Here is a 25,199-nt window from a genome sequence, read left to right on the forward strand (position 1 = left end):
CATTGCCATGTCCGCCCTCGCCGCCGCTCCCGCAGTCGCCGGCCTCACCCGCGACGAGCTGTCGTCGGTCGGCTTTTTCCCGACGGCCGGCCGCACCCTGCCGCTCGATGCGATGCTCGGCGATGCGCAAGGCGATGCCCGCACGCTCGGTGAACGGCTCGGTGGCCGGCCCGGCCTCGTCGCCTTCGTCGACTTCACCTGCACGACCATCTGCGGCGTTGCGGCAAACGTCCTCGCCGGCTCGGAGGAGGCCCTTGTCGAGACCGGCGCGCTTGACCACCGAACCCTCGTCGTCGGCTTCGACGCCCGAGACTTGGCGGCGGACCGCGACGCCTGGCTCGCCCGCAACCCCGAGGCGGCGACGCTCGGAAAGGCCGCCTTCGTCACCGCCGATCCAACGACGACTGAGCGTCTGGTCGAAGCGGCCGGCCTCAGGACCATCTACGACCTCGAGCACGACCAGTTCGCCCATCCGGCCGGCGCGCTCCTCGTCGACACGAATGGCCGCATCCTGCGCGCCCTCGATCTCGTCTCGCTCGAGCCGGACACCCTGCGCTCGGCGCTGATCGAGGCTTCGAACGGCTCCGCCGGCAGCTTCGTCGAGCGGGCGATCCTCTCTTGCTACGGCTGGGACGCCGAGACCGGCCGCTACAAGCCGCTGATCGACCGAATTTTGATGATCGGTTGCTCGGGCACCGCCGCCGCCGCCGCCGGCTTCGTCGGCTTCATGCTCCTGCGCGAGCGGCGCAAGCAGGCCGGCCAGCAGGAGCAGACCCTGCCGGGAGGCCGCCATGGGTGAAGTCGAAATCGTCCTTCCCGCCGCCTCCTCGGCGGCCGTCTCGACCGACGGCAAGCTCCTCGGCCTGCTGGTCATCTCGGGCCTGATCACGCTCCTGGTGGCGAGCCTCATCGGGCTCTTCGCCGTGCGCTATCGCCGCGGTTCCAAGGCCAGCCGGGACCGGCTGCCGAACTGGTTCGCCCGCGACCTCGAAACCGTCTGGACGCTGGCGACCGTCGGCCTCTTCGTCGCGATCTTCGCCTGGGCCGCCTCGCAGGACTTCGCCCTCGCCGTGCCGCCGGCCAATTCGGTCGAGATCCACGTCGTCGGCAAGCAGTGGATGTGGAAGGCCGAACATCCCAGCGGCCAGCGCGAGATCAACGAGCTGCACGTGCCGGCCGAAGAGACGGTCGAACTCGTCCTCAACAGCCAGGACGTCATCCACTCCTTCTACGTGCCGGCCTTCCGGCTGAAGCAGGACGTGGTGCCGGGCCACACGACGCGCATGCGCTTTCATACCGAGAAGATCGGCACCTACCGGCTGTTCTGCGCCGAATATTGCGGCACGCAGCATTCGGCGATGATCGGCCGGGTCGTGGTGATGGCCAAGGAGGACTATGCCGACTGGCTGACGCGCCAGCCAGAAGGCGACGATCTCCAGGAAGACGGCAAGAAACTGTTCGTTGCCAAGGGCTGCGCCGGCTGCCACTACGGCTCGTCGAAGGTCCGGGCGCCGCGGCTGGCGGGCGTCTATGGGTCGCAGGTTCCGCTGTCCGACGGCCGCATGATCACTGCCGACGACGAATACATCCGCGATTCCATCCTGCAGCCGAAGCGCGACGTCGTCGCCGGCTTCGAGCCGATCATGCCGAGCTTCGCCGGCGCCCTCTCCGAGGGCGAACTGGTGAGCCTCACCGCCTATATCCGCAGTCTCGCCGAAACCGAGACGGCCCGATGAGGGGACGAACATGAGCGACATCCCCTACAGAGACGTCGACGTCGAGGGCGAAAAGCCCGGCTGGCGCATCATGGAGGAGAGCTATCTCGGCGAGAGATTCTCCATCTGGTCGTGGCTGACCACGACCGACCACAAGCGGATCGGCATCCTCTACCTGATCTCGACGACGCTGTTCTTCTTCATCGGCGGCGCTGCCGCGACGCTGATCCGGCTTGAGCTGTTTACCCCGGCCGGCGATCTCCTGACCGACGACGGCTACAACAAGGTCTTCACCCTGCATGGCGTGGTGATGGTCTGGTTCTTCCTCGTGCCGGTCATCCCGTCGGTGCTCGGCAACTTCCTCGTGCCGCTGATGCTGGGGGCGAAGGATCTCGCCTTTCCGCGCCTCAACCTGATGTCCTGGTATCTCAACATCATTGGCGGAGCCTTCGCCGTCTGGGCGATGCTGGCGGGCGGCGTCGATACCGGCTGGACCTTCTACACCCCCTATTCGACCGCCTTCGCCAACTCCCACGTCTCGCTGACGGCGATCGGCGTCTTCATCTCGGGCTTTTCGACGATCGCCACCGGCGTCAACATGATCGTCACCGTCCATACGATGCGCCCGCCCGGCATGGGCTGGTTCCGCATGCCGCTGTTCGTCTGGTCGATCTATGCGACCAGCCTGATCATGCTCCTGTCGACGCCGGTCCTCGCCATGGTGCTGACGCTGCTGATCACCGAGCGGCTACTCGGCCTCGGCATCTTCGATCCGAACCGCGGCGGCGATCCCATCCTCTTCCAGCACCTCTTCTGGTTCTATTCCCACCCGGCGGTCTACATCATGATCCTGCCGGGGATGGGCGTCGTCACGGAGGTCATCACCTGCTTTTCGCGGCGCCGGGTCTTCGGCTATGCGGCGATGGTCTACGCGCTTCTCGCCATCGCGGTGATCGGCTTCTTCGTCTGGGGCCACCACATGTTCACCTCGGGCCAGTCGATGTACGCCTCGCTCACCTTCTCCTTCCTGTCCTTCATCGTCGCCGTGCCATCGGCCATCAAGGTGTTCAACTGGATCGCCACCATGTTCCGGGGGCAGATCACCTTCGAGGCCTCGATGCTCTATGCCATGGGCTTCGTCGGCCTGTTCACCATGGGCGGGCTGACGGGGCTGTTCCTCGCCTCGGTGCCGGTCGACCTGCATCTCCACGACACCTACTTCGTCGTCGCCCATTTCCACTACATCATGGTCGGCGGCATGGTGTCGGCCTTCTTCGCCGGCCTGCATTTCTGGTGGCCGAAGATCACGGGCCGGCTCTATCCCGAGATCGCCGCGCAGATCGCCGCCCTGCTCATGTTCTTCGGCTTCAACTTGACCTTCTTTCCGCAATACATCCTCGGCAATATCGGCATGCCGCGGCGCTATCACGCCTATCCGGACGCCTTCCAGGTCTGGCACGTCCTCTCCTCGGCCGGCGCCGTCATCCTTGCCGCCGCCTATCTGATGCCGCTCTTCTATCTCGTCTGGTCGCTGATCTGGGGCAAGCGCGCGCCGTCCAACCCATGGCGGGCGAGCGGCCTCGAATGGCAGACCGATTCCCCGCCGCCGAAGCACAATTTCCTGACCAACCCGAAGATCGAAGGTTCGGTCTACGACTACCATCCGGCGCAGGAACCGCGGCGGGAGGTCTCAGATGACTGACGTCGAGGCGGCGACCATCGGCAGGACCCGGGGCGGGACCGCCGCCTCCAGCCCAGCCCTCGCATCCCACTTCCACGATCTGCGCCAGCAGCACGCGGCGGCCGATCTCGGCCTGTGGATCTTCCTGGCGACCGAGATCCTGTTCTTCGGCGGGCTCTTCGCCGCCTATCTCGTCTATGCCGTGCTCTATCCCGACGGCTTCCTCGAAGCTGCTGCCGAGACCGAGGTCGTCATCGGCACGATCAACACGGCGCTGCTTCTGACCAGCGGCCTTTCTGCGGCGCTGGCGGTGAAGGCGGCCGGCAACGACATGCGGCGAAGCGTCATGCTGCTGATCGCTGTCACCATCGGCCTCGGCGTCGTCTTCCTCGGAGCCAAGGGCTACGAATACTGGCTCGACTTCGGCCACCACCTCTACCCGACGAGCCCGGACTTTCCCCTCGCCGCGCCGCCGGCCAAGCTGTTCTGGTCGCTCTACTGGATGATGACCGGCCTGCACGCCATCCACATCCTCGTCGGCCTCGGCACCTGGGGTGTCATCCTGTTCCAGGCGTGGCGCCGCAGCTTCTCCCTCACCGACAATTCGCGGGTGCGCATCGCCGGCCTCTATTGGGGTTTCGTCGACCTGATGTGGCTGTTCATCTGGCCGTTGCTCTATCTGATGGGACGGGCGACATGAGCCACGCCACGCAGCATCGGAACGACGAGGACCTGCTGACTGCGGACGTCAGGAACGCCGCCGACCGCAAGGCGCTTCTCCCGCCGCTGATGCCGGAACTCGGGGTCTTCGTCGCTCTCTTCGCCCTCGCCGCGACGTCCGTGCTCGTCGCCTTCTGGAGCGCCTTTGGCGGCCTTGCCATCCTCGCCTGTCTCGCCATCGCCGTCGTCATGGCGGCGCTCGTCATGATCTTCTTCATGCATCTGCGCAGCGCCATGGCGGTGATGACGCTGGCAAGCCTTGCGGGCGTCGTCTGGCTGGCCATCCTGTTCGGCCTGACGATGGCCGACTACCTGACACGCCCGGGCGAAATCGGCTCCTCGATCCAGACGCCGAGGCAGGCTGAAACCGAAGCAGAGGCAGCAAACTAAAATTGCGCCGTAGCCTCGGCTGCGCCTCGATGGGGCATGCGTGAACGAAAATCGTTCTAAACCCGTACGCTTCGGGGCTGCTGGGTCCTACCGAGCCCGGAGGCGACAACTTGCGGCTCCATGTTCCGGCAATTTCGCGCGGAACAGCCCGGCGCTTCGAACAGTTCCAGGCTAGACAAGGTCGTCCCACGCGGACCGGCCTGGATCAACACGCCACGTACAATCGCGAAGGGGCAGAACATGGCCAATGATTTCGAGAAACGGCCGACGGCAAAGTTCGGCGACGTCGAATTCCAGCGCGGTCAAGGCGGCGAAGTCCATCAGGTGGCAGGCGGCGACGTGCCGACGCTGACGACGCAGCAGGGCGTGCCGGTCGCCGACGACCAGAACACGCTGAAGGCCGGCGCGCGCGGCCCGTCTCTCCTCGAAGACCAGCACTTTCGCGAGAAGATCTTCAAGTTCGACCACGAGCGCATTCCCGAGCGCGTTGTCCATGCGCGCGGCTTCGGCGCCCACGGCTATTTCGAGCCCTACGAATCCCTGTGGGACATCACCTCCGCCGACCTTTTCCAGCGCGCCGGCGAGCAGACCCCCGTCTTTGTCCGCTTCTCGACGGTGGCCGGCAACAAGGGCTCGCCCGATCTCGCCCGCGACGTGCGCGGCTTTGCCGTGAAATTCTATACCAGGGAGGGCAACTGGGATCTCGTCGGGAACAACATCCCGATCTTCTTCATCCAGGACGCCATCAAGTTCCCTGACCTCATCCACGCCGCCAAGCAGGAGCCGGACCGCGGCTTCCCCCAGGCGCAGACCGCCCATGACAATTTCTGGGACTACATGTCGCTGACGCCGGAAGCCATGGCGATGGTGATGTGGATCATGTCGGACCGCACCATCCCGCGCTCGCTGCGCTTCATGGAAGGCTTCGGCATCCACACCTTCCGCTTCATCAACGCCGAGGGCAAGTCGACCTTCGTCAAGTTCCACTGGAAGCCCAAGCAGGGCATGCAGTCGGTGGTCTGGAACGAGGCGCTGAAGATCAACGGCGCTGACCCGGACTTCCATCGCCGCGACATGTGGGACGCGATCCAGATGGGCGATTATCCGGAGTGGGAGCTCGGCTTCCAGCTCTTTGACGAGGAATTTGCCGACAAGTTCGACTTCGACATCCTCGACGCGACGAAGATCATCCCCGAAGAGATCCTGCCGGTGAAGCGCGTCGGCAAGATGGTTCTCAACCGCTGCGTCGACAACTTCTTCGCCGAGACCGAGCAGGTCGCCTATCACACCGCCAACCTCGTGCCCGGCATCGACCACACCAACGATCCGCTGCTGCAGGGCCGGAACTTCTCCTATCTCGACACCCAGCTGAAGCGCCTCGGTTCGCCGAACTTCACCCACATCCCGGTCAACGCGCCGCGCAACTCGCCTGCTTGCAACTTCCAGCAGGACGGCCACATGGCGATGCACAACCCGAAGGGCCGGGCCAACTACGAGCCGAATTCCTGGGGCGGCGAGATGGGCGGCCCGCGCGAGGATCCGGTGCGCGGCTTCAAGAGCTATCCCGAGGAGATAAGCGGCGCGAAGCGCCGCATCCGTCCTGAAAGCTTCGCCGACCACTACAGCCAGGCCCGGCAGTTCTACGTCTCCCAGACCGAGACCGAACAGGGCCACATGGCGCTGGCGCTGACCTTCGAATTGTCCAAGGTCGAAACCCCGGCGATCCGCGCCCGCGTCGTCTCGCATCTCCTTAACATCGACGAGGACCTCGCCAAGACCGTCGCGAAGGGCCTCAGGCTCGAGGCGATGCCGGAGCCGGCACCGGCGGCCATGCCGACCAGGATGGATCTCGCCGCCTCCCCGGCGCTCTCGATCCTCCTCAACGGACCGGAGAGCTTCAAGGGCCGCAAGATCGGCGTTCTCGTCTCCGACGGTGTGGATGCCGGCCTTCTCGCCGGTCTGAAGAAGGCCGCCGAGGCGGAGGGCGCGATGGTCAAGATCGTCGCCCCGATGATCGGCGGCGTGACGGCGTCCGATGGATCGACGGTCAAGGGCGACGAAAAGGTCGACGGCGGCCCGTCTGTGCTGTTCGACGCGGTGGCGGTGCTCCTGTCCGCCGAAGGTGCGGCGATGCTCGCCAAGGAGCCGACGGCGAAGGACTTCGTCACCGACGCCTTCGCCCACTGCAAGTTCATCGCCTATTCGCCGCAAGCCATGCCGCTGTTAGAAAAGGCCGGCATCGCCGCCGACATGGACGAAGGCTGCGTGAAGCTCGGCGCTGCGAGCGAGGCGGCCAGCTTCGTCGAACTATGCCGCAAGCTCCGCCACTGGCCGCGCGAGGCCATGGTGAAGGCCGTCTGAGGCGGCTTTCTCCGCACCACGATGCCGTTTCGCCGCGTTCGGCAGGCGGCGCGTGGGATGGTTCAACCGAAACGAAGCGCGCGGGCCGCCGGCTCGCGCGCATCCCACCGACGAAACACGTGCAGCTCGCCTCCCGGAGAATCTCTCCGTGACAGAAGCAGGCAAAACCCCGCGCCTCATCCCTCCCCGATCAACGGGACAAACTGCACCTTCGCCAGGGTTTCGACGTCGAAATCGTCGTCGCCCCGGCGCGTGATCCGCTGCAGGGCCTGGCCCGCGATGCTTTCGTCGACCGGCACGATCAGCCGGCCGCCGATGATGAGTTGCCGCCGGATTCCCTCCGGCACCTTGGCCGCCGCCGCCGAGACGATGATCGCGTCGAAGGGTGCCGCCTCCGGCCAGCCCTTCGACCCGTCGCCGACGCGGATCTCGGCATTCGTATAGCCGAGGCGCGCCAGCCGTTCGGCCGCCGCCTCTCCCAGAGAGCGGTGGCGCTCGATGCCGTAGACCTTCCGGGCGATGCGGCTAAGAACGGCGACGGCGTAGCCCGAGCCGGCGCCGACCTCCAGCACGCTTGCCTGCGGCCCGATTCCGGCCGCCTCGATCATCATGGCGACGATCGTTGGCTGGGAAATGGTCTGTCCTTCGCCGATCGACAGCGGCGCGTCCTCATGGGCGACGTCCTGCATGTGCGACGGCAAGAACATCTCGCGCGGCACCGCGCGCATCGCCGCGAGGGTGCGGTCGTCGCCAACGCCGCGCGACGCGATGAGATCGACCATTTGATCCCGGGCCGGCCGAAAGTCGGGCATGTTCGCTTCCCCGGTGGGACGGCCGGATCGAGAGGGCCGGCCGCCTCGCTCCTTTGGTGGATCCGGAGCCCCGCGCAAATGACTCGCGCCTGGCGCCTGGCGATCCGACGGCATTCATTCGACTGGCCGCAAGGTTGCCAGCAGCGACGTCGCCGAGCAAGGAGGCAGCGCGTTGCGAACACCTATGACGGATGCGAAAACGCCGCCACCCGGCGGCGACGGCGTCTGAGCGGCAGGCAGGAAGTGCACCGCACGAAAGGGAGTCTTCGTCACAGGCGAAACACTACCCGCCCGCTCGCTCCTTAAGTCAGAGCAGGTCGTCCAGCTTGATCGGCAGGCTACGGACGCGCCTTCCGGTCGCGTGGTAGACCGCATTGGCGATCGCCGGAGCGACGCCGACGATGGAGAGTTCGCCCACCGCCTTGCCGCCCAGCGGCGTCGCGTCATAGTCCGGCTCGCCGACCGAGATGGTGGTGATCTCCGGCACGTCGGCATTCGTCGCGATACGGTAGTCGGCAAGGTTCGACGAGAGGATCCGGCCGTTACGGGGATCGGTGACGCCCTCTTCCAAGAGCGCCATGCCGATGCCCATGACGATGCCGCCCTTGAACTGGCTCTCGGCCAATTTCGGATTGTAGAGCCGGCCGGCATCGAACGCGGTGACGACACGGGAGACGCGGATCGTGCCGAAGTCCTCGTCGACGCGCACCTCGATGAAATGGGCGCAGAAGGAATGGCGCGAGACCGGCAAATCCGGCAGCGCCCCGCGGCCGGCAAGCGTCGAGAACATGCGCTGGCGCTCTTCCGGCGTCCGGTCGGCCTCGGGCAGCGTGTCGCGCGTCACTTCGAGATGATCGCGGCCCGTCGCTGCCAAAAGCTCGCCGACCGAAATAGCCCCGCCGCGCGAGGCCCCGATCCGTCCGTCCGCAACGGTGAGCGTGTTCGCCTGATCGCGCAGCGGCGAGTTTGGGTCGGTGAGGCCGAGGGTGACCAGTTCGTCCCGCGCAGCCAGCGCCGTCTTGTGGACGGCCGCCGTCATCAGATTGGCGAGCTGCGAGCCGCCCGCCACCGGTGCCCGGCCGAGGCGGGAATCGCCGAGCCTGACCGTGACCTTCTCGACCGGAACGCCGAGGACATCGGCGGCGGTCTGGGCGAGGATCGTATAGGTGCCCGTGCCCATGTCGATGGCGCTCGACGAGACTTCCACCGAGCCGTTCGCGAGCAGCCGAACCGTCGCCTCGCCGGGCGCGGCATAGACCGGGTGGGTGCCGACCGCCATGCCCCAGCCGATCAGCTGGCGGCCCTCGCGCATCGATCGCGGCGCGGGGTTGCGGCCGGCCCAGCCGAAGGCTTCGCCGGCGACGTCGTAGCACTTCAGAAGCCGGCGCGAGGACCAGGGCTTGCCTGTTTCGAAGTCGTGGTCCGGCTCATTCACGCGGCGCAGATCGACCGGATCCATGCCGAGTTCGACCGCCAGTTCGTCCACCGCGCATTCGAACGCGAAGGCGCTGGGGTTCTTGCCGGGCGCGCGAAACGGGCCCGGCAGCACGGTGTTGACCGGCACGACATTCTGCCGAGAACTGAGATTCGGCACCGCGTACATCATCTTGGTGACAATGCCGAGGGTCTCGGTGAAGGTGCCGGTGACCGACGTCTCGCTGGCGGCGTCATGATCGAGCGCAAGCAGGCGCCCGTCCGCCGCAGCGCCCAGTCGCAGCGTCTGGCGTGTCGCCGGGCGCCCGCCATAGGCGGTGAAGGTCTGCGGCCGCGTCACTGCGAGTTTGACCGGCCGGCCGAGCATCTTCGCGGCGATTGCGGCAGCAGCCGAATGGGGCAGCCCCTGCGCCTTCGAACCGAAACCGCCGCCGATGAAAGGCGAGACGATCCGCACGGCGTCGAAGGAAAGGCCGAACCAGCCGGCATAGTTGCGCGCCGTGCCGTCGACCCATTGGGTCGGCTCGTAGATCGTCAGGCGGTCGTCCGCCTCGAAATGAACGATCAGCCCATGCGGCTCGATCGGCAGGTTGTATTCGCGCGGCGTCTCGTAGGTCGCCTCGATGCGGACCGGCGCTTCGGCGAAAGCTGCATCCGGCTCGCCCCATTCCTTGGTCATGGCGTCGACGGCGCGCCCCTCGCCGGCCCGTGGGTCGGAGAAGGTCGGAACGCTCCGCGCTTCTTCGTAGGTGACCTCGAGCAGCGCGGCGGCGGCACGCGCCTGCTCCAGCGTATCGGCGACCACGGCCGCGATCAGTTCGCCGTTGAAGCTGATCTCGCGCGCGAACGGAACGTAGCTGTCCCCCGGCGGGGTGTTGCCGAAGAAGTCCGGCATCGGCGCAAGCGTGAGCGAGTTCCCGGCATCGAGCACCAGGCGCACGCCAGGCGCTGCCTCCGCCGCGCTCCTGTCGATCGCGGCGACGCGTCCCGCCCCGATGGTCGACTGGACGAGGACGCAGTGAAGCACGCCCTCGACCGGCTGTTCGAGCGCGTAGGTCGCCGCTCCCCGAACCTTCAACGAACCGTCACCTCTCAGCGCGGCCCGGCCGAGAGGCCCGGAGGCAGTTTCGCTGCCGGCGACGCTGCCGTATTTTGCGGGGCTATCGGTGAGGCTCATTTGATTCCTCCGACTTCCATGATCGCCCGGGCGACGACCCGGCAGGCGAGTTCGATCTTGTATCCGTTGGCATACCAGGATCGCGCGCCCTCGACGGCGGCGCGGCTGGCCTCGCGGATGGTCGTCTCACCCAAGCGCCTGCCGCGCAGCGCGGCTTCGACCGCTTCCGCCCGCCAGGGCACCGTCGCGACGCCCCCGAGCGCGACGCGGATGTCGCGGATCGTCCGACCGTCTTCCTCGAGTTCGAGGCCGACGGCAGCGCTCGCGGCGGCAAATTCGTAGGACTGCCGATCGCGGACCTTCAGATAGGTCGAGTTCGCGGCCGCAGCCGATGCCGGAACGTGGACGGCGGTGACGATCTCGCCTCTCTCCAGCACGGTCTCGCGATCCGGCCGGTCGCCGGGCTCGACGAAGAACCGGGCAATGGGGATCTCGCGGCTCGTCGTCCGCACGGTGGCGCCCAGCGCCGTCAGCGCGACGGAGAGATCGCCGGGATAGAGCGCGATGCACTGGTCGCTGGTACCGAGGATGGCGTGGTCGCGGGTGACGTTCTCGAGCGCCGAGCAGCCCGAACCGGGCATACGCTTGTTGCAGGCGGGATAGCCGGCGGGATCGCGGAAATAGGCGCAGCGGGTGCGCTGCATCAGGTTGCCGCCGATCGTCGCCATGTTGCGCAGCTGCGCCGAGGCGGCGAGGAGCAGCGCCTCGGAGACCGCCGGATAGCGCTCCGTGACGGCAGCATCCACGGCGACGCGGCTCATCGTCGCCAGCGCCCCGATGGTTGCGCCGGCCTCGTCCACGGTGACGGCCGAAAGATCCGGCAGCCGGGTGATGTCGACGAGAGTCCCAGGCCTTTCGACGCCGCATTTGGCGAGGTCGATCAGCGTCGTGCCGCCGGCGAGGAACATCGTGCCGGGAGTTTTCGCCAGCGTCGAAGCCTCATCGAGCGCCGTTGCGCGCAGATAATCGAAATCGTTCACGCCGCCGCTCCTTGGATCCTTTGCGCCGCCTTGCGGACAGCCGCGACGATGCCGTTATAGGCGCCGCAACGGCAGAGATTTCCCGCCATGAATTCTCGGATCTCGGCGTCGGATCCGGCGTGGCCCTCGCGGATGCAGGCGACGGCGGACATGATCTGGCCCGGCGTGCAGTAGCCGCACTGGAAGGCGTCCTCCTCGATGAAGGCCTGCTGGACGGCGTCGAGCGTGTCGTCCTTGGAGGCCAGACCCTCGATCGTCCTGATCGATCGTCCCTCCGCCTGGACGGCGAGCGTCAGGCAGGCGAGCACGCGCTCGCCGTCGACATGCACGGTGCAGGCGCCGCACTGGCCCTGGTCGCAGCCTTTCTTGGTGCCGGTCAGCCCTAGATTCTCGCGCAGCGCGTCGAGCAGCGTCACCCGCGGTTCGATCGTGAGGGCGTATTGCGCGCCGTTGATTTCCAATTCCATCGATCTCAAGCTCGCCATGAGCAGGCTCCTTCGAACAGGCCGAAAGCATTTCGCAGAACAAGCGGAATGGGCCGGACCGTCCCGCCCGCGATCAAAGCGCGGTGACAGAACGGCGGCGGAATGCGATGATCCACCGGCGACCCCATCTTAAACGGAGGGTCCTCCGGTTAACGCCGAAGTAAGTGCCGCGCCAGCGGGTTCAAGTCCCGTCTGGAAGAATTTCAGGGAAGAATCGGAATCAGGCATTGCCGAAGACGCAGCCCGAACACACCACCCGGCCGCAGCCGGCGACCGAGCGTCCGATGCGCGCCGACGCGCGGCGGAACCGGGAGAAGATCATGGCGATCGCTGCGGAGACCTTCGCCACGGCTGGCGTCGACGCGTCGCTGGAGGCGATGGCGCGCGAGGCTGGCATCGGCATCGGCACGCTCTACCGGCATTTTCCGACCCGCGAGGCGCTGATCGAGGCGGTCTATTGCCGCGAGGTCGAGGGGCTCGCCGCCGCCGCGGAGGAACTGCGCCGCACCAGGACGCCGGACGAGGCGCTGGCCGAATGGATGCAGCGCTTCGTCCACTACATCGCCACCAAGCGGGGCATGCGCGACAGTCTGAAACTGCTCCTGGAATCCAATTCGCCGCTATTCGCTGCGACCTCCGGCAAGGTGCCGCTGGCGCTCCGCGGCCTGATCGGCGACGCCGTCGCCGCCGGCGCGATCCGCCGCGACGCCGACGCCGACGACGTCCTGCACGCCCTGTCGAGCCTCTACTCGACCAAGGACGGGCCGGACTGGCGAGAGCGCTCGCAGCGGCTGGTCAATCTGTTGATGGACGGGCTGCGCTACGGCGCGCCGAATTCCGGCGGCCGCGGCGGGGTTGATCCCCACTGACCCGGACGCCTGTCCGCGCAATGCCGCTCGCCGCATTTATTGGGCGGAACGGGCCAGTGCCGCGGCTGTTGGCTCATGGCCGGCATCGACGTCGCAGAAGAGGCGAGGACAACGAAGCCTCGTCATCCCGGGCTTGAACCGGGACCCATTCCAAACCGCCGACGCTGCCAAGCCGGTCGACCGCTATTCATGGGTCTTTCTGCTCCGGACGAGTGGCTTCAGCGCAGAGGAATGGTTCCCGGGTCAAGCCCAGGATGACGAAGCGGGTAAATCGGGCTTACGTCCGGTCGACAAGGTCGACGAGGTCGACAGCGGACAGGGTGCCGTGGCGACGGCTCATCACCGATCGAAGGGCGGTCGCAATTCGTCGGATCCCTGTGCACCAACGCAATGCGGGCGGGAACCCATGGCCCCCCCGCGCGATTTCGCCGCTCGTCGGGCGGCTGCATGCATCGACGCTCACACGTTCCGAAACGCGCTCGCCCGTCGGGCGAACACCGGCTCAGAACGGCGAGTCTGGATAGTAGTGCTCGTCGGCGTTCTCCGGCGTCACCAGGACCGAGTCGATGACGAAGCGGCCGGCCATCGGCGCCCGCGAGACGAAGCGGTCGGCGGTGAGGCGGATCGCGGTCGCGATCATCGACGGCGGATAGGTGACGTCGGCCGGCACCATCGTGTCGCCGGCCTTCACCCGCTCGATCATCTGCTTCATGCCGGCGCCGCCAAGCACCCACATCTCGCTCTCGCGGCCGGCCTGCTTGACCGCCTCGATGACGCCGAGCGCCATGTCGTCGTCGGAAGCCCAGACCGCGTCGATCTCCGAGTGCTTCGACAGGAAGTCCTGCATCACCTCGAAGGCCTTGTCCCGGTTCCAGTCGCCGTGCTCCATCCCGACGATCTCGATGTTCGAGCCTTCGAGCGAGGCCTGGAAGGCCTCGACGCGCTCGTTGTCGATGGTCGTCGGAATGCCGCGCAGGACGACGATCTTGCCGCCGTCGGGCATCTTCTCCTTGAAGAATTCACCCGAGACGCGGCCGAAGGCGGTGTTGTCGCCGGCGACGTAGAGGTCCTGGATGCCCGGCTGCGACAGGCCGCGGTCGACGACGGTGACGAACTTGCCGGCATCGGCGACGCGCTTGACCGGGCTGGTCAGCGGGTCGGATTCGAAGGGCAGCACGACCAGCGCGTCGATGTTGCGGGTCGCCATCATGTCCTCGATGTCGGAGACCTGCTTGCCGGGATCGCCGGCGGTCGCGAGCACGAAGTCGAGGTTCGGATAGGCGGCCTTCAGTTCGTCGATCGCCTCCTGGGCATGGAAGTTCACGCCGCCCGTCCAGCCATGGGTGGCCGCGGGGATCGACACGCCGATGGTCGCCTTGGCGTCCTTGTCCTGTGCGAAGGCTCCGCCGGGCAGCGCGAGCGCTGCGGCAACCAGCGCGCCGGCTGCGTATTTCACGATTTTCTTCATATCACTCCTCCCGAATGATGACGCTTCATGCGCCTTTCCGGCCGCGTTGCAGAACGACGGCGAGAATGATGATGACGCCCTGGATCGCCCCGTTGAGATAGGGGCTGACGAGGTCCGTCAGATTGAGAATGTTGTCGATGAGGCTGAGGATGACGACGCCGACGACGGTGCCCCAGACCCGGCCGAAGCCGCCCTTCAGAACCGTTCCGCCGATGATCACCGCGGCGATCGCCTCGAGTTCCCACAAGATACCCGTGGTCGAGGAGGCGGAGCCGAGGCGCGGCACGTACATCACGGTGGCGATGCCGACGAGCAGGCCCTGCAGCATGTAGGTGGCGAGCCGGACGCGGTCGACATGGATCGCCGAATAGCGCGCCACCTGCTCGTTGGAACCGATCGCCGCGCAATGCCGACCATAGGCGGTGCGGCGCATGACGATCTCGCCGATGATGGCGACGAGGGCGAAGACGATGATCGGCCAGGCGATGCCGGCGAGGCCGCCGTAATAGACCGGCCGGTAGACCTCGCGCAGGTTGAAATCGAGCGACAGCGTGCCGCCATCGGCCAGCCAGACGACCAGCGAGCGGAAGATGCCGAGCGTGCCGAGGGTGACGATGAAGGCCTCGATCCGGCCCTTGGTGATCAGGATGCCGTTCAGAAACCCCGCGCCGAGGCCGAGCAACAGGCAGGCGGCCATGCCGAGGATGATGGTTCCCCAGCCGCCGCCGGCGATGGGGATCAGCGAGTTCAGGACGATGATCGTCACGCCGGCGAGAAAGGCCGACATCGAGCCGACCGAGAGGTCCAGCCCGCCGATGGTGATGACGAAGGTCGCGCCCACCGCGATGACGCCGATGAAGGCCGAGCGGGCCAGCACATTGGTGACGTTGCCGGCGGAGAGGAACTGGTCGTTCAGGGACATTCCGAGGATCACGAGCGCGAGAAGGGCCAAAAGCGGCCCGATCACGTGAAGATCGACGGCAAAGCGCCGTCGCTGCGGCTCCACCTTGGCCTCAGCCGACATGAACCGCCTCCCCCGTCATTTCCGTCCCTTGCCTTGCTTCCAAACCCATCGCCCGCCGGACGATGGCCTCCTCGGTGATCTCGGCGCCGGAGACCTCGCCGGCGATCCGGCCGGACCGCATGACGATCACCCGATCACAGAGCCCAATCACCTCCGTCATCTCCGAGGAGATGACGATCACCGACCGCCCCTCGCGCGCCAGCTCATTGATGAAGGCGTAGATCTGCTGCTTGGTGCCGATGTCGATGCCGCGGGTCGGCTCGTCGAGAATGACGATCTGCGGCTCTACCAGCATGGTCTTGGCGAGAAGCAGCTTCTGCTGGTTGCCGCCGGAAAGATTGCCGACCGCCATCGTCTTCGACCCCGCCCGGATGTCGAAGCGGCGGATCGCCGCGTCCAGCGCTTTATCCTCGGCCTTCTCGTCGACGAAAATGCCGGAGAAGCGGTCAAGGCCGAGCAGCGTCAGGTTCTCCCTGAGGCCGTATTTCAAGAGCAGCCCCCGGCCCTTGCGGTCTTCGGTGAGATAGGCGAGGCCGCGGCGCGTCGCCTCCTTCGGATCGCGGATCCGCACCGTCTCGCCGTTGCGGCCGATCGTGCCCGATGCCGGGCGCAGCCCCATAATGCCTTCCATCAGCTCGGTGCGGCCGGCGCCGACGAGGCCGGCAAAGCCGAGGATCTCGCCGCGATGCAGATCGAAGCTCGCCGTCTCGACATAGCCGGGGACGGAGAAGTCCCGCACCGACAGCACGACCTCGCGGGACCGGTCGGCGAGCTTTTCGGGAAAGAGATCGCTGAGTTCGCGTCCGACCATCAGTTCGGCCATCCGGTTCGGATTCATCTCCGCCGCCGGCGCATTGGCGACCAGCGCTCCGTCGCGCAGCACCGTCACCTCGTCGGCGATCCGGGCGATCTCGTCGAGCTTGTGGGAGGTGTAGAGGATGGCGACCCCATCCGCCTTCAGCCGCTCGATCTGGGCGAACAGCACCTCGGCCTCGCGGCCGGTCAGGACCGCCGTCGGCTCGTCCATGATCAGGACGCGGGCCTCGCGGACTAGCGCCTTGGCGATCTCCACCATCTGCTTCTGCGACACCGACAGCCGCGACACAGGCAGCCGCGTGTCGACCGGTGTCGCAAGCTCGCGAAGAAGGCTCTCGGCCCTCGCCCGCATCGCCTTGCGATCGAGGAAGAACCCGCGCTTCAGCTCCCGGCCGAGAAAGACGTTCTCCTCGGCCGAGAGTTGTTCGGCGAGATTGAACTCCTGATGGATGAGGACGACGCCGGCCTTTTCGGCTGCCTCGCTGTCGGGAAAGCTCACCGGCTCGCCCTTCAGCACGATCTCGCCGCCCGACACCGGCTGATAGCCGGCGAGACACTTCATCAGCGTCGACTTTCCGGCGCCGTTCTCGCCGACGAGGGCGTGCACCTCGCCGGGCCTGAGCGCGAAATCGACGTGGTGCAGAACTTCGATCGGGCCAAAGGACTTGATGACGCCGCGCGCTTCAAGGATGGGGACAGGACGGGAGGACTTCATCCTGCGGCGTCGCTTCTGCCCGTCTCCGCAGCAGGCGCAACGGCCACCATACAGGCGGCCGTCATTCTCGGGCCCCGTCCCGAGAATCCAGGGATCGTGAGACGATGACGTCTCAGAGAGATTGCTGAGCGGTGGCGTCTTCCTTGGGCGTTCTCAGTGCGAACCGCCGAAGCTGCGGCTATGGCCCCTGGATTCTTGGGACGGGGCCCGAGAATGACGACGTGGCAATGCTCTTGCCCACCTGTCAGCGTGAATGATCCCGGGTTTCGGTCGGCCGGTGAAGCCCAAGCGAGCACTGCCAATCCCGGAGGGACCCTCGCAGCGAATGAAAGACCGCCCGCTTCTGCGGCTGCCCGTCGGCCGCCAAGGTCCTGATCAATCAAAGCGATACCCAAGCGCCATCCTCTTTCGACGACTTGACGCAGGCTTCGATGAAGGCGAGGCCGTCGATGCCGTCCTCGATCGTCGGCAGCGCGAGGCCGGCCGGCGGCTCGCGGCCCTCGGTGGCGGCGCGGATCAGCGCGGCGGCCTCGGCGTAGATCGTCGCGAAGCCTTCCAGATAGCCTTCCGGATGGCCCGCCGGAATGCGGCTCACCGACGTCGAAGGCGCGGTCGCGCCGGCGCCGTTGCGGGTCAGCAGCCGCTTCGGCTCGCCCAAGGGCGTGAACCAGAGCTTGTTCGGCTCCTCCTGGCACCAGTCGAGCCCGCCCTTTTCACCGTAGATCCGGAGCGTCAGGCCGTTCTCGTTGCCGACCGCCACCTGGCTCGCCCAGAGCATGCCCTTGGCGCCGTTTTCGAAGCGCAGCAGCATCGAGGCGTTGTCGTCGAGCTGGCGGCCCGGCACGAAGGTCGAGAGGTCGGCCGAAAGCTTCTCCACCTTCAGCCCGGTGACGTAGCAGGCGAGATTGTGGGCGTGGGTGCCAATGTCCCCGATCGCCCCGCCGGCTCCCGCTTTCGCGGGATCGACCCGCCAGCCGGCCTGCTTGGAGCCGGTGTCTTCGGCCCGCTCCGCCAGCCAGTCCTGGGCATATTCGGCGACGACCATGCGGATCTTGCCGAGTTCGCCATCCGCCACCATTGTTCGCGCCTGGCGGATCATCGGATAGCCAGTGTAATTGTGCGTCAGCACGAAGACCTTGCCGGATCTCTTTGCGATGGCTGCCAGATCCCTCGCCTCGGCCAGCGTCGTCGTCATCGGCTTGTCGCAGATGACGTGGAAGCCGGCCTCGAGGAAGGTCTTGGCCACCGGGAAATGCATGTGGTTGGGCGTGACGATCGCCACCGCCTCGATGCCGTCCGGCCGCGCCTTCTCGGCGCTTGCCATCTCCTCATAGGAGCCGTAGCTGCGCGCCGGATCGAGCCCGAGCGCGGCGGCCGAGCGCGCAGCCTTGTCCGGCGTCGACGACAGGGCACCGGCCAGAAGCTGGAACTTGTCGTCGAGCCTTGCCGCCATCCGGTGCACGCCGCCGATGAAGGCGCCCTCGCCGCCCCCGACCATGCCGAGGCGGATGCGGCCCGCGTTTGTCTCGTCGCGTCCTTCGATAGCCATCTCTCGCCTCTCCCTCAGCCGTCGATGCCGAGCATGCGCTTGTTCGCCGCCTCGTCCGTTCCGCCCGAGGCGAAGTCGTCGAAGGCCTTTTCGGTGACGGTGATGATGTGGCTGGCGATGAAGGGCGCACCTTCGGCGGCGCCCTGCTCGGCGTCCTTGATGGCGCATTCCCATTCAAGGACGGCCCAGGAATCGTAGTCGTATTCGGCGAGTTTCGAAAAGATCGCGGCGAAGTCGACCTGCCCGTCGCCGAGCGACCGGAAGCGGCCGGCGCGCTTCAGCCAGGGCTGATAGCCGGAATAGACGCCCTGTCGGCCGGTGGGATTGAACTCGGCGTCCTTGACGTGAAAGGCACAGATCCGCTCGTGATAGATGTCGATGAACTCGACGTAATCGAGCTGCTGCAGTACGAAATGCGACGGGTCGTAATTGATCTGGCAGCGCGGATGGTCGTTGCAGGCCTCGAGGAACATCTCGAAGGTCGCGCCGTCGAAGACGTCCTCGCCCGGATGGATCTCGTAGCCGACGTCGCAGCCAACTGCGTCGAAGGCGTCGAGGATCGGTACCCAGCGCTTCGCCAGTTCCTCGAAGGCGGTGTCAATCAACCCCGCCGGGCGCTGCGGCCACGGATAGAGGAACGGCCAGGCAAGCGCGCCGGGAAAGGTGACGTGGCTCTTGAAGCCGAAGTTTCCGGAAGCTCTCGCCGCCATCTTCAGCTGCTCGACCGCCCATTCCTGCCGCGCTTTGGGATTGCCCCGCACTTCCGGCGCAGCAAAGCCGTCAAAGGCTTCGTCGAAGGCCGGATGGACGGCGACGAGCTGGCCCTGGAGATGGGTCGACAGATCGGTGATCTCGACGCCGGCCTCCCGGCAGATACCGGTGACCTCGTCGCAATAGTCCTTCGATTCGGCCGCTTTCTTCAGGTCGAACAGACGGGTGTCCCAGGTCGGGATCTGCACGCCCTTGTAGCCGTGGCCGGACGCCCAGTCGGCGATCGACTTCAGATCGTTGAACGGCGCAGAATCGCCCGCGAACTGGGCGAGGAAGATCCCCGGCCCCTTCATCGTCTTCATGTATTCCTCCCGGTCTGGCGGCCGCTTTCCTCCCGGCCGTCAGGACGCCCGCATTAGCGCAAACGTCTTTGTCACCCGTCATGGTGGCATAGGCCGCGGCGGATTTGAAGCGGCTGTCCGGCCGATGACGACAATAGGGTTCACGCTGCCCCGTCGCAGTCTTTTCCAGGCGATGAGGGCGGCGGACGAAGGCCGCGCGGGCGGCGCCCCGGTGTCGCCCGAGGGCACCCGAAACGCCGCCATCGCTCCCGGCCGTGTCACTATCGCGTGACGAGTTCCGGCCCCATCAGGCTGTAGGGCAGCCAGGTGGAGAGCCAGGGCACGTAGGTCACCAGAATCAGGAACAGGAACAGCACCCCGACGAAGGGCATGGCCGCCTTCACCACCTTCACGAGGCTCATGCCGGTGATGCCCGAGGTGACGAAGAGGTTGAGCCCGATCGGCGGCGTGATCATGCCGATTTCCATGTTCACCACCATGATGATGCCGAGATGGATCGGATCGACGCCGAGTTCGATGGCGATCGGAAAGACCACCGGGGCGACGATGAGGAGCAGGCCCGACGGCTCCATGAACTGGCCGCCGATCAGGAGCAGCACGTTCACGGCGATCAGGAAGGTGAACCAGTTGAAGCCGTAGTCGAGCATCAACGCGGTGATCGCGTCGGGAATGCGCTCGGACGTCAGCACATGGGCGAAGAGCAGCGCGTTGACGATGATGAACATCAGCATCACCGTCGTCCGCGCCGCGTCGACGAGCACCTTTCGCGTCTCGCCGTGGAAGCAGGCGGGGAAGAAGCTCAAGGCGATCGCCCCGAAGTTCCGCCCGAAGATCGGCAGGCCGGCGGCGAAGATCGCCGGCAGCGCGGCAAACCCGCCCTCGCCCCGCCACAGCCCGTAGGCAATGGCAAGGAGGATCGCCGGCACGCCGCACAGGACGCTGCGCTCGCCGAAGGACAGGGTGGAGTCCCCGCCGGGGCCGGCGGTGACGAAATAGACGAGGATCAGCGCGACGACGAAGAAGGAGATGCCGTAGGCGAGCGCGGAAAAGCCGGTGCGGGCGCGCGGCGCGTCGCTCTCGGCCACCCACGGCCGGCCCTTCAGCGGGCCCATGTCGCGATAGACGAAGACGGCAACGAGGAAGGCATAGACCGCAGCCGCGGCCGCCGCCTCCGTCGGCGTGAAGACGCCGCCATAGATGCCGCCGAGGATGATGACGATCAGGAACAGGCCGAAGCCGGCGGCCTTGCCGCTTCTGAGCAGCGGCAGGAAGCCGTGCCACGGCTCCGACGGCAGGTTCTTCCAGCGCGCGACGATGTAGATCGCCCCCATCAGCATCAGCCCGGCGAGAAGGCCGGGAATGACGCCGGCGAGGAACATCCGGCCGACCGAGACGTTCGTCGCTGCCGAATAGACGACCATGACGATCGACGGCGGGATGAGGATGCCGAGCGTACCCGCATTGGCGATGATGCCGGCCGAGAACTCCTTGGTGTATCCCACCTTGCGCATGCCGGCGATGGCGATGGTGCCGATGGCGACGACGGTCGCCGGCGAGGAACCGGACAGCGCCGCGAACAGCATGCAGGCCAGCACCGACGCCATGGCGAGGCCGCCGCGAAAATGGCCGACGGTGGCGATGGCGAAATCAATCAGCCGCTTGGCGACGCCGCCCGTCGACATGAAGGCCGAGGCGAGGACGAAGAACGGGATCGCGAGCAGCGTGTAGTTCTGGGCAGCTGTGAACAGCTGGATCGCCACCGACGACATGGAATCGGTGGAGAAGAAGGCGATCATGATCACGGCCGACAGGCCGAGCGAGATCGCCACGGGAACGCCCAGGAACAGCAGTCCGAGGACGAGGAGGAGGAGAATCAGGGCTTCCATCGTGGCGTCAGTCCTTCAGGACGTCTTTGTTTTCCGCCACGAGGTCTTCCGCCTCGTGTCCGGCGATGACGAGTTCGCGCCGGCCCGTCGCGATCGCCACCATCGCCTCGATGGCGCGGAAGCCGAGAAGCGCGAGGCCGATGGGCAGCATCAGATAGGCAATCCAGCGCTGCACCCGCTCCTGCACCCCAAAGGTCTCCTGGAACCATTCGGGGTAGCGCAGGTCGTCGAGGCCGATGCCGATCTTGAAGAAGCGCTCCCAGTAGAAGACCGCGCCGCCGGAGGTGTGGGCACCGAACAGTTGCAGCCAGTCGGCGGACAGGAGGATCGCGGCGTAGAGGAGGGTCGCGAAGGCGCCGAAGATCGCCGTGACCCTGAACAGCGGCTTGGGAAAGGTGCGGATCGCCGCGTCGACGCCGAGATGCAGCCCCGTCTTCAGGCCGTAGCCCATGCCGAACAGGATCAGCCAGGCGAACAGGATGCGGTTGAATTCCAGCGCCCCGCCCCAGCCGGTCGAAAAACCGTAGCGGGCGATCACCTGGAAGAACGACACGAGAGTGATCGTCGCCAGCAGGATGGCGAGGACGTTTTCCTCGAAGCGGGTGACGGCGTCCGGCCAGCGGCGCTCGATCACGAAGAGCAGCGCGATCAGGCCGAGGATCGCGAAATACGGCCACAGGCTAAGCACGGGGCGGGACCTTTCGAGCGGCGGAACGAATGCGCCTTCGGGCGATGGGGGAATGCGGCGCGGAAAATTCACGCGCAGGGCGGCGGGATGTCGGCCCGCATGCCGGCCCTCGCGCTAAGCGAGGGTCGGCTGCAAGATCAGCAAAGACGCGATCAGTCGCCGGAGTTGGAAGCCACCGCGGCGTCGATGAGGTCCTGGCCGATGTCGTCGGTGAACTTCGCCCAGACCGGCTTCATCGTGTCGACCCACTGCTTGCGCTGCTCGGGCGAGAGCTCGCGCACGGTGCCGCCGGCATCGACGATGTTCTGGCGGTTCTTCTGCTCGATCTCGGCGACGCTGGCATTGGCCTGTTGCGTCACCTCGTCCGCGATCTTCACGAACTGGTCACGCATCTCCGGGTCGAGGCCGTTCAGCCACTCGGTCGAGGTGACGAGGAGATAGGCGAGCAGCTGGTGGTTGGTCTCGGTGACGCCGTCCTGCACCTCGAAGAACTTCTGGGTGTAGATGTTCGACCAGGTGTTCTCCTGGCCGTCGACGACGCCGGTCTGCAAGGCGCCGTAGACCTCCTTGAAGGCCAGCTTCTGGGCCGAGCCGCCCATCGCCTCGATCATCGCCTCGGCGACGTCGGAGGTCTGGATGCGGAACTTCAGGCCGTTGGCATCCTCGGGCACCAGCAGCGGCTTGTCGGCGGAGAACTGCTTCAGGCCGGAAGACCAGTAGCCAAGGCCGGTATAGCCGACGTCCTCCATCAGGGTCAGCATGCCCTTGCCGGCGTCGGACTGGGTGAAGCTGGTGACCGCGTCGAGGCTCTCGAACAGGAAGGGCAGATCGAACAGCCGGTACTTCAGCGTATAAGCCTCGAATTTCGACAGCGACGGCGCGGCGAGCTGGACGTCGCCGAGCAGCAGCGCCTCCATCACCTTGTCGTCGTCGAACAGCGTCGAATTCGCGAAGACCTGCATGCAGGCCTTGCCTTCCATCTCCTCGTTGACGCGGTTTGCGAGCATCGTCGCGGCATCGCCCTTCGGATGACCGGTCGCGGCGACGACATGGCTGAACTTGATGACCATCTCGCCGTCGTCGCAGCCCTTCGGATCGGCCTGGGCGACGCCCGAGGCGAAACCGAAGGCGATCAGCGAGACGCTGCCGAGCAAAAGCTTGTTCATGAATGTTCTCCTCCGCGACGGGCCGCTTCGGCCCGCTTGAATTGCACAGCTCTGCGACCCGCCGAGTGGCGGACCGCGACGCTTCGGAAGAAGATATGCGGAAATGAACGGCCGCCGTTCTTCGGGGCCCGTCCGACCGACCGCTCGATGACGAGCCCGTCGTTCCGCCGCAGCGCCTCCCGCCGTCGCGACGACGAATGATCAGCAAGGGACGTGCCAGAGGGGACAAAAAGTGGCGCAAATGCAGCAAACCGCTGGCCACAAAGCGCGACGAGGCTTTTCGGTGCCACCACGGACGGGCCGAAGCGACCACGGCGTATCGCCAGCTACCCATCCGCCCGGCGCAAATGGGTGGCGAAGGTGACATCATCAGTGACCATGACGAAGACCGAAGGGCGTCCGGCCATCGCCCCTCCCGGGCCGAGGACGTCGCGTCATGGAGATCGCAGATCGCTCGCCCCGCGACGGCCCTTGCTTGCGGCCAACCCAACGGCCAGCCGCCCCGGCCGTGTCGCGGAAGCCGAGAACCGGAGATCCCTACCGGGCGATATGATGGTCTGCCGGTGCGGGTCGAGGTCGAAATCCTGACGCTCGTGCATGGCGCGAGGCAACGGCCGAAGCGGTTTTGAAGGCGACCGGCGGCATTCCCCTGTCGACGCAAACTGAAACGGAATTGCTGAATTCATTCCAGCTCAATCGATCGGCGGCATTCGACCCTTTGAGGCCATCAATGGTCGCCTCTAACGACAACCGACAGTCGACGCTGGTTCGGGTCGTCTTCGGCAGCGTTGGGTGGAATGGATTGAGCCAAAAGGACTTCGAGCACTCGGGGGGAGGCTTTCGCCTTCCCACTCCTCTATTCCGCAATCCGCAGAACAATCTTTCCCCGTGTCCGGCCGCTCGCAGAAAGCGCGAGCGCTTCCCGAACCTGTGAGAGAGGCAACACGGTGCTGACGAACGGCCGCACCTTCCCCGCATTTACCAGTTCACAAATGGCCTTGAGCTGTTCGGTGTTGGGTGTGCAGAACACCCGCCCGACGCCCACGCCGTATTGCGCTGCCTCGTTCTGAGGGAAGGCTGTTGCCGTAGTGAGAAAGCCGCCCTTTCTCAGGGTCTGAAAGGCACGTTGGAACGTGTCCCCGCCCACCGTGTCGAAGACCACGTCCATATCACGTGCAACCTGCTCGAAAGGCTGCCTGGTGTAATCGATGAAGGCATCGACACCGAGGCTGCGCACGAAGTCCTCGTTGCCGGAGGAGGCCATACCGGTGACATGAGCCCCTTTGGCTTTGGCCAACTGCACCGCCAGCGAGCCGACACCTCCCGAGCTGTTCGTGACCAACAACTGCTGGCCACTCGCAAGACCAGCCATGTCGAACATCGCCTGCCAGGCAGTCAGCCCGCCCAACGGTACCGCCGCAGCTTCGACGAAGTCGAGGCTCGCAGGCTTGGCGACGACACCGCTCACCTTGGCCACAACGTACTCAGCGAAGCCACCGGACTTGACCATGCCGAACACCGCATCGCCAACACTGAGCGCGCTGACACCCTCACCAATTTCTGCCACCGTACCGGCAATCTCGCCTCCGAGGCAGATCGGTAAGGTGAGGCCCAGGCGCTGCCCCGCGCCATCGCGGATCTTCCAGTCAACCGGGTTGACGCCTGCAGCATGGACCCTGATCAGGACTTCATCCGTCTGCGGTCTGGGCCGCTCCACGTCGTCGATACGCACAACGCCGTTGTCGCCGTACTCTTTAATGATTGCCGCCTTCATCGGGTTTTTGCCACTCATTACTTCCTCTGTCATTCAAGCTGATGCGAGCGTTTTGCGGTCATAGTTGTCGGCGTATGCGTCCTCGACGCCGACCAATATTTCGATAATCCCGAAATACTTGTCCCAGAAGTCCGTTTCTCTCAGTTCCTCGACGAGCAATTCGTATGATTTCCGATTTACAACGTTCCATACGAAGATATCCGTTACCCGAGCGCTGTAGAACTCGACGTCGAAGAAGCGAAGAGAGACGCCGCTGGCATGCTTTTTCAGTATCGGCTCCAGAACCGCTTCGCCCCACGCGAAGCGTTCGTCGACAGGCTTGTCCAGCCAGAGCCGCGTTGTCTTGACGAGCATAAATACCGTCATCACCGTCTTGCCGATATTCTCTTCATTCATCTCATGTCACCTTGATTGAT

At 65.8% G+C, this 25,199-nt stretch carries 21 protein-coding genes; 7 read left to right on the forward strand and 14 right to left on the reverse strand.

Annotation, left to right across the window (positions count from 1 at the left end; all coding sequences use genetic code 11):
• The first annotated feature begins 7 nt into the window (after positions 1-7).
• The 6 genes from GTK09_RS03035 (at position 8) to GTK09_RS03060 (ending at position 6,867) form a co-directional block, all read left to right on the forward strand.
• The gene (locus GTK09_RS03035) at positions 8-799 is read left to right on the forward strand and encodes a thioredoxin domain-containing protein (protein WP_163461036.1); all 792 of its coding nucleotides are present in this window, start codon (positions 8-10) and stop codon (positions 797-799) included.
• Positions 792-1,736, forward strand: coding sequence for a cytochrome c oxidase subunit II (coxB, locus tag GTK09_RS03040; protein ID WP_163461037.1), 945 nt, complete (start codon positions 792-794; stop codon positions 1,734-1,736). Before GTK09_RS03035 ends, coxB begins: the two co-directional genes overlap by 8 nt.
• Positions 1,737-1,806: 70 nt before the next feature.
• The gene (gene ctaD / locus GTK09_RS03045; protein WP_246217696.1) at positions 1,807-3,417 is read left to right on the forward strand and encodes a cytochrome c oxidase subunit I; all 1,611 of its coding nucleotides are present in this window, start codon (positions 1,807-1,809) and stop codon (positions 3,415-3,417) included.
• The gene (locus tag GTK09_RS03050; protein ID WP_163461039.1) at positions 3,410-4,096 is read left to right on the forward strand and encodes a cytochrome c oxidase subunit 3; all 687 of its coding nucleotides are present in this window, start codon (positions 3,410-3,412) and stop codon (positions 4,094-4,096) included. Before ctaD ends, GTK09_RS03050 begins: the two co-directional genes overlap by 8 nt.
• Entirely contained in the window at positions 4,093-4,506 is a 414-nt protein-coding gene (locus GTK09_RS03055) for a cytochrome C oxidase subunit IV family protein (RefSeq protein ID WP_163461040.1), read from the forward strand. Before GTK09_RS03050 ends, GTK09_RS03055 begins: the two co-directional genes overlap by 4 nt.
• Positions 4,507-4,746: 240 nt before the next feature.
• Complete coding sequence (locus tag GTK09_RS03060) at positions 4,747-6,867, forward strand: catalase (protein ID WP_163461041.1); 2,121 nt, start codon at positions 4,747-4,749, stop codon at positions 6,865-6,867.
• Positions 6,868-7,043: 176 nt separating this feature from the next.
• On the opposite strand, the gene GTK09_RS03065 is transcribed toward GTK09_RS03060, so the two are convergent.
• From GTK09_RS03065 to GTK09_RS03080, 4 genes are all read right to left on the reverse strand, one after another.
• Positions 7,044-7,679, reverse strand: a complete 636-nt coding sequence (locus tag GTK09_RS03065) for a protein-L-isoaspartate(D-aspartate) O-methyltransferase (RefSeq protein WP_163461042.1) — start codon at positions 7,677-7,679, stop codon at positions 7,044-7,046.
• 307 nt (positions 7,680-7,986) lie between these two features.
• Positions 7,987-10,290: a xanthine dehydrogenase family protein molybdopterin-binding subunit gene (locus tag GTK09_RS03070; RefSeq protein ID WP_163461043.1), complete on the reverse strand. Its 2,304-nt coding sequence runs from the start codon at positions 10,288-10,290 to the stop codon at positions 7,987-7,989.
• Positions 10,287-11,270, reverse strand: coding sequence for an FAD binding domain-containing protein (locus GTK09_RS03075; RefSeq protein WP_163461044.1), 984 nt, complete (start codon positions 11,268-11,270; stop codon positions 10,287-10,289). Before GTK09_RS03075 ends, GTK09_RS03070 begins: the two co-directional genes overlap by 4 nt.
• Positions 11,267-11,755 carry a (2Fe-2S)-binding protein gene (locus tag GTK09_RS03080; RefSeq protein WP_163461045.1) on the reverse strand — a complete coding sequence of 163 codons (489 nt, stop codon included), beginning with the start codon at positions 11,753-11,755 and terminating at the stop codon, positions 11,267-11,269. Before GTK09_RS03080 ends, GTK09_RS03075 begins: the two co-directional genes overlap by 4 nt.
• A gap of 284 nt (positions 11,756-12,039) precedes the next feature.
• Between GTK09_RS03080 and GTK09_RS03085 the strand changes: the two genes are divergently transcribed.
• Entirely contained in the window at positions 12,040-12,624 is a 585-nt protein-coding gene (locus GTK09_RS03085; protein WP_163461369.1) for a TetR/AcrR family transcriptional regulator, read from the forward strand.
• 502 nt (positions 12,625-13,126) lie between these two features.
• Here the strand turns inward: GTK09_RS03085 and GTK09_RS03090 are convergent.
• The 10 genes from GTK09_RS03090 to GTK09_RS03135 form a co-directional block, all read right to left on the reverse strand.
• Complete coding sequence (locus tag GTK09_RS03090; protein ID WP_163461046.1) at positions 13,127-14,092, reverse strand: ABC transporter substrate-binding protein; 966 nt, start codon at positions 14,090-14,092, stop codon at positions 13,127-13,129.
• Positions 14,093-14,117: 25 nt separating this feature from the next.
• Positions 14,118-15,116, reverse strand: coding sequence for an ABC transporter permease (locus tag GTK09_RS03095; protein ID WP_163461047.1), 999 nt, complete (start codon positions 15,114-15,116; stop codon positions 14,118-14,120).
• Complete coding sequence (locus GTK09_RS03100; protein ID WP_163461048.1) at positions 15,106-16,647, reverse strand: sugar ABC transporter ATP-binding protein; 1,542 nt, start codon at positions 16,645-16,647, stop codon at positions 15,106-15,108. Before GTK09_RS03100 ends, GTK09_RS03095 begins: the two co-directional genes overlap by 11 nt.
• Before the next feature lie 379 nt (positions 16,648-17,026).
• Entirely contained in the window at positions 17,027-18,196 is a 1,170-nt protein-coding gene (locus GTK09_RS03105) for a Gfo/Idh/MocA family protein (RefSeq protein WP_163461049.1), read from the reverse strand.
• Between the two features lie 14 nt (positions 18,197-18,210).
• Positions 18,211-19,269, reverse strand: a complete 1,059-nt coding sequence (locus GTK09_RS03110) for a sugar phosphate isomerase/epimerase family protein (RefSeq protein WP_163461050.1) — start codon at positions 19,267-19,269, stop codon at positions 18,211-18,213.
• 260 nt (positions 19,270-19,529) lie between these two features.
• Positions 19,530-21,155, reverse strand: coding sequence for a TRAP transporter large permease (locus GTK09_RS03115; protein WP_163461051.1), 1,626 nt, complete (start codon positions 21,153-21,155; stop codon positions 19,530-19,532).
• A gap of 7 nt (positions 21,156-21,162) precedes the next feature.
• A complete protein-coding gene (locus GTK09_RS03120) occupies positions 21,163-21,843 on the reverse strand; it encodes a TRAP transporter small permease (protein ID WP_163461052.1) in 681 nt (226 codons plus the stop codon).
• Between the two features lie 152 nt (positions 21,844-21,995).
• A complete protein-coding gene (locus tag GTK09_RS03125; RefSeq protein ID WP_163461053.1) occupies positions 21,996-23,009 on the reverse strand; it encodes a DctP family TRAP transporter solute-binding subunit in 1,014 nt (337 codons plus the stop codon).
• A gap of 856 nt (positions 23,010-23,865) precedes the next feature.
• Positions 23,866-24,801 (reverse strand): NADP-dependent oxidoreductase, encoded by a 936-nt coding sequence (locus GTK09_RS03130; protein WP_246217678.1) that lies wholly within the window; start codon positions 24,799-24,801, stop codon positions 23,866-23,868.
• Positions 24,802-24,816: 15 nt separating this feature from the next.
• On the reverse strand, positions 24,817-25,179 hold the full coding sequence (locus GTK09_RS03135) for a darcynin family protein (protein ID WP_203560870.1): 363 nt from the start codon (positions 25,177-25,179) through the stop codon (positions 24,817-24,819).
• Positions 25,180-25,199: the final 20 nt, after the last annotated feature.

Source organism: Jiella pacifica (assembly GCF_010500815.1).
Classification (GTDB): domain Bacteria; phylum Pseudomonadota; class Alphaproteobacteria; order Rhizobiales; family Rhizobiaceae; genus Jiella; species Jiella pacifica.

What these genes read in the sequence shown, in the direction of transcription:
- GTK09_RS03035 (WP_163461036.1), top strand. Translation starts at nt 8, where the DNA reads ATGTCCGCCCTCGCCGCCGCTCCCGCAGTCGCCGGCCTCACCCGCGAC.
- coxB (WP_163461037.1), top strand. Translation starts at nt 792, where the DNA reads ATGGGTGAAGTCGAAATCGTCCTTCCCGCCGCCTCCTCGGCGGCCGTC.
- ctaD (WP_246217696.1), top strand. Translation starts at nt 1,807, where the DNA reads ATGGAGGAGAGCTATCTCGGCGAGAGATTCTCCATCTGGTCGTGGCTG.
- GTK09_RS03050 (WP_163461039.1), top strand. Translation starts at nt 3,410, where the DNA reads ATGACTGACGTCGAGGCGGCGACCATCGGCAGGACCCGGGGCGGGACC.
- GTK09_RS03055 (WP_163461040.1), top strand. Translation starts at nt 4,093, where the DNA reads ATGAGCCACGCCACGCAGCATCGGAACGACGAGGACCTGCTGACTGCG.
- GTK09_RS03060 (WP_163461041.1), top strand. Translation starts at nt 4,747, where the DNA reads ATGGCCAATGATTTCGAGAAACGGCCGACGGCAAAGTTCGGCGACGTC.
- GTK09_RS03065 (WP_163461042.1), bottom strand. Translation starts at nt 7,679, where the DNA reads ATGCCCGACTTTCGGCCGGCCCGGGATCAAATGGTCGATCTCATCGCG.
- GTK09_RS03070 (WP_163461043.1), bottom strand. Translation starts at nt 10,290, where the DNA reads ATGAGCCTCACCGATAGCCCCGCAAAATACGGCAGCGTCGCCGGCAGC.
- GTK09_RS03080 (WP_163461045.1), bottom strand. Translation starts at nt 11,755, where the DNA reads ATGGCGAGCTTGAGATCGATGGAATTGGAAATCAACGGCGCGCAATAC.
- GTK09_RS03085 (WP_163461369.1), top strand. Translation starts at nt 12,040, where the DNA reads ATGCGCGCCGACGCGCGGCGGAACCGGGAGAAGATCATGGCGATCGCT.
- GTK09_RS03090 (WP_163461046.1), bottom strand. Translation starts at nt 14,092, where the DNA reads ATGAAGAAAATCGTGAAATACGCAGCCGGCGCGCTGGTTGCCGCAGCG.
- GTK09_RS03095 (WP_163461047.1), bottom strand. Translation starts at nt 15,116, where the DNA reads ATGTCGGCTGAGGCCAAGGTGGAGCCGCAGCGACGGCGCTTTGCCGTC.
- GTK09_RS03100 (WP_163461048.1), bottom strand. Translation starts at nt 16,647, where the DNA reads ATGAAGTCCTCCCGTCCTGTCCCCATCCTTGAAGCGCGCGGCGTCATC.
- GTK09_RS03105 (WP_163461049.1), bottom strand. Translation starts at nt 18,196, where the DNA reads ATGGCTATCGAAGGACGCGACGAGACAAACGCGGGCCGCATCCGCCTC.
- GTK09_RS03110 (WP_163461050.1), bottom strand. Translation starts at nt 19,269, where the DNA reads ATGAAGACGATGAAGGGGCCGGGGATCTTCCTCGCCCAGTTCGCGGGC.
- GTK09_RS03115 (WP_163461051.1), bottom strand. Translation starts at nt 21,155, where the DNA reads ATGGAAGCCCTGATTCTCCTCCTCCTCGTCCTCGGACTGCTGTTCCTG.
- GTK09_RS03125 (WP_163461053.1), bottom strand. Translation starts at nt 23,009, where the DNA reads ATGAACAAGCTTTTGCTCGGCAGCGTCTCGCTGATCGCCTTCGGTTTC.
- GTK09_RS03130 (WP_246217678.1), bottom strand. Translation starts at nt 24,801, where the DNA reads ATGAGTGGCAAAAACCCGATGAAGGCGGCAATCATTAAAGAGTACGGC.
- GTK09_RS03135 (WP_203560870.1), bottom strand. Translation starts at nt 25,179, where the DNA reads ATGAATGAAGAGAATATCGGCAAGACGGTGATGACGGTATTTATGCTC.